The organism is Desulfuromonas acetoxidans DSM 684, from assembly GCF_000167355.1.
Lineage (GTDB): Bacteria > Desulfobacterota > Desulfuromonadia > Desulfuromonadales > Desulfuromonadaceae > Desulfuromonas > Desulfuromonas acetoxidans.
In genome coordinates this window covers 1-3,909 of record NZ_AAEW02000048.1, presented here as the reverse complement: position 1 = coordinate 3,909, position 3,909 = coordinate 1, and the positions used below count along the sequence as shown (strand labels likewise).

General features: G+C 57.6%; 2 protein-coding genes. Both read right to left on the bottom strand.

Features of this window, described 5'->3' with window-relative positions:
* Window positions 1-2,878: 2,878 nt before the first annotated feature.
* Window positions 2,879-3,391 (bottom strand): hypothetical protein, encoded by a 513-nt coding sequence (locus DACE_RS16805; RefSeq protein WP_006003387.1) that lies wholly within the window; start codon window positions 3,389-3,391, stop codon window positions 2,879-2,881.
* 11 nt (window positions 3,392-3,402) lie between these two features.
* A partial coding sequence (locus DACE_RS16800) for a hypothetical protein (protein ID WP_238326440.1) occupies window positions 3,403-3,909 on the bottom strand: 507 nt, incomplete at its 5' end.

Below are 3,909 nucleotides of genomic sequence, written 5' to 3'. Positions count from 1 at the left end.
CGCATGAAATCATCCTCCGGNGGGCAACGACCGTGTCGTGGAGATGCGGCTGTCGACCGCCTGTTGATCCAGCGCTGGCACTCCTCCTCCTGAAGCCCAGCAGCCGCCTTTGCCGCAGCCAAAGCCCAATAGGCGGCGGTCAATTTAGCTGCGACAGCTACCTGGGCAGTCATGGCCGCGGTCAGGCTGGTTGTGGCAGCAACCTCGCTGGTGGTCGTGGAGAGGTTTTCTTTCTGGGTCAAACCCAACGCCTTGAGGATCTGGGTGACGATCTGCTGGCTGACGATCTGGGCAAAGGTGCGCTGAATGCCCTGGGCGAATTGATCCCAGTAATCACCGAGCGAATCCAGCTCACCACGTTGGGCATCGAACAGCAGTTGCTCAAAAGCTCCCTGCATGTTTTCCGCTGTACTGTTGGCCATGGCTTCGCCCGCTTCGAAGGCGGTGGCCACATTGTCGGTCCAGTCGTTGATCGCACCTGAAAAACCCTCCTCAAACGTGCCGTTGAGTTCCTGCATTTGTTCCTGCAGTTCCACCAGGGCGTCGCGGGTTGCATTCAGAGCATCGAGCTGGGCATACCAGGCATCGGCATCCGTGGCCCGGTCCATCTCGTTGAGGGTTTCCTGCTGGACATCACGTAACTGGCTGTAGAGTTCCAAGCGACGGGTTAAGGCTTCCTCTTCGCCCATTCCACCGGTGCGTTCGGAGCGGTCCACTTCAGACAGGGAGGCGTTGATTTCATTTTCCCTGGCTGCGGCACGGATCTGCGCCGCCTCGGCGGCTGATTCGCGGCGGATGCGGTTCTTTTCCGCTTCGGCGGCGCGGGTGGCATCAACACTGCTCTGCTCATACTCAGCAGCGGAGAGTCCGGCCTGTTCGAGCAGATCGAGCTGTTCCTTCAGCCACCGATCCGTCGCGGCCAGACGTTGTTCCAGTTCACTGCCGGTCAGATCGGTGATCTGCGCCTCAAACTCGGCCAATGCGGCGGCGCGTTTTTCTGCCGCTTCGGTGGTGATGGCAGTTTTTTTCTGCTCGGCGGCGGCATAGGTGTCGGCCATGCGCTGATCGATCTCGGCAGCCGACAAACCGGCCTTTTCCAGCAAGGCACGTTGCTGTTCCACCCAGGCATCGACCTGGGCCAGACGGGTGGCGATTTCATCACCCTGCATGGCGGTGAGTTCGAGTTCGTAACGGCGCAACGCTTCAGCGCGTTTCTTTGCGGCATCGCTGGCCTTTTTAACCTCTTCAGGATCTTGATCGACAGGCCGCTGCTGATAGTTTGCATCGCTTTTCTGGGTGACCGTACCCTGTTCGTCGACCAGAGTACGGCTGCCAGGCTGGGGCATGGGATAACGGGGCGTTTCTGACTGTAACTTCTCAATGCGGTCAAGAAGTGCGCCCCATTGGGTGAGCTGATTGGTGGCGAGAAACGTGTTGATGAAAGCCCCATCGCCCATCTTGTCATCAACCGCCGTTGTCAACCGCTCAATCTGTTCGAGAAGGTAGGACAACGGCTCGGTGCTTTGCAGTACCGCGTCAAGGGCCGGAAAGCCCATGGTCGCTGTTAACCTGGCCAAACTGCTGAACAGGTCATAAACATCCTCCATGGTCTCACTCAGATCATCTGCCGTCGCCATGAAGTCTTCGTTCCACTTAATTTTTCCGGTGTCGGCATCAATTGAAACGATCTGGTTCGCGACATCCTGCAGGTCGCGTTTGATCCCTTCAAAGATTGGTTCGCCGACCATGGCCGATAACTGCTTAAACAGATCGGCGCTATTCGACCAGACACCGTTCCAGGATTCCTGGCTCTCAATCCCGGCGACGCGGTAGGCGGCCAGTTTCTCCATGAGGAAGTTAAACAAGGCGTCGGCATTACCTTGAAAGGCTGAAACATCGGCATTGGTCAGACCGAGCACCGTGGCCACCCGGCTGGTGCGTGGATTGATGGCTCCGGTGAGAATCGAGCGGGTTTCTTCGCCGAGCATATCGAGGTTAATGCCGATGGCGCCGGCGGCCTGAACCATGGCCGTGGTGAATTGTTCAACCTGGTCACGGTTAAACCCTTTATTCATGGCAACCGGCAAGGTTTCCTGATAGGCGCGAATCAGTTGATCAAGGGTGGCCAGCGTCTGGAAGTTAGCGACCTGGAGCTTTTCGACCATGGCCGCTGAATCCGTTTGAGCAGCACGCAACGCTTCCGATCCGGAAAGCGCTTTTCCGGTGGCCCGATCGATGTACGTGCCTGCGGTCATGTAGGAGGAGGCAATACCCAGACCAGCGGTTTCCAGCTGGGCATTGAAGTCGATAAACAGGGTGTCTACCAGACGGGCAACCTGACGGGCAGCGAGTTCCAGAATAAGAACCTTACCGGCCAGTGCGCTGATATTCCCGCCAAGGCCAAGGATATGCCCGCTGGTGCTGGCCGCCGTCGCACCGAGTTTTTTCAGTTCTCGCTCACTGCGACCAGTATTCTGTGCCTCCTTGTTGGCAGAATTGAGCGAGGCAGTTGCCCGATCAAACGACGCGGACATCTTTGTGCCGAGCTGGGCCGCCGTTTCCGACAGACCGGAGATCTCTTTCTTGATCTCATCGGTTGCCAGCTTGGTGCTTTTTTTTGCCTCAAAGGCGATTTCAACCTTGTTCGCCATACATTCCCCGCTTCAGTTTGCCAAAAATGCCAAGTTTCCGTTTTGTCAGTTCGGGCAGGTGGCGCACACCCTGGGCAGGGCGTCGCCAAACATGCTCCGACATTCTTCAACGTCTTTTCCTTTGCAGTATTCGCCCACATCCTGATCGGTGCGGCTGCGTTGCCCTGGGCCGCTTTCTACCCGTACACCGAAAAAGCTGCACAGACCGATTACCGACTCGCGAAAGATCAGCTCGCGCTTTCGGTAGTCGAGCCATTGTTTGGCGCTGCTAAGGGTGCAGCCCCAGAGCACGGCGTCTCTTCGGCTGTAGTCTCCTCCGCAGAGGAGGATGCAGATACTCTCGATCCAATCGCCTCCAGTGCCGCCATCATCAGGCCGCTGAGCTTGACGATCACCGTCCCCAACTGGCTCAAAATCGAGGCAGCCGGGTTCAAGGTAAAAAAATCGTTGATCACCTCCGTGATCTGTTGCGGCGTGATGCTGAACTCCAGATCAGCGGCGATTCGGGCCAGATCCTTATCACGCAGCGGCGTGTCCTTGGGTGTGAGCAACACAGCAAGGGCACTGTTCAGTTCATCCGATTGCGCCAGTGCGGCCACCAACGCGCCCAGGGCGTTCACCCCGCCGCTGATCTCCATGCCATCCAAAATGGCGTAGAGTTGCCGCCACTGGCCGAGCACCAATTCGCGCTGCTCATAGGTGACACCATCAATCAAATAGGTTTTGATATTCTGCTCCATGCCATCCCCCATTAGCTGAACACCAGGCTGAATTCATCATCACCGCTGGTCATGGCGGCCTGCCACGAGACGTTGAGCGCCTGCTGGCCGTCACGGTCGGTTTCCTGAACGTTGGTTGCCCGCAGACGCGGTACGCTCAGGGCGATCTGGTTGTATTGATCTGCGCCAATCGGGCCGATAGCCATGGCGGCCATGTCGCCGGACTTCCACTTGCCGTAATGGTCATAGATGGACACGCCGACCATTTCCGGGTCAAAGCTGCCGCGCGTATCGCCGTCTGTGATTTCAAAGCTGGCATAGCCGCTGGCTTTGGTCATGTCCTGGCGACCGGCCAGTTTGTTCTGCAGGTCGAGACTGAAACTCGGCAGCGTGGGTGTGAAGCCGCCGACATCAAAGGCCGTACCGAGCAGTTGTGGCGGGACAATATCGTCATAACTTGCTACCAGTTGAGCCGTGTCAGCCACATCATTGTAGGCTCCGGTCAAGCTGCACTGGGATCCTCTCGAGTCGCTTCTCAG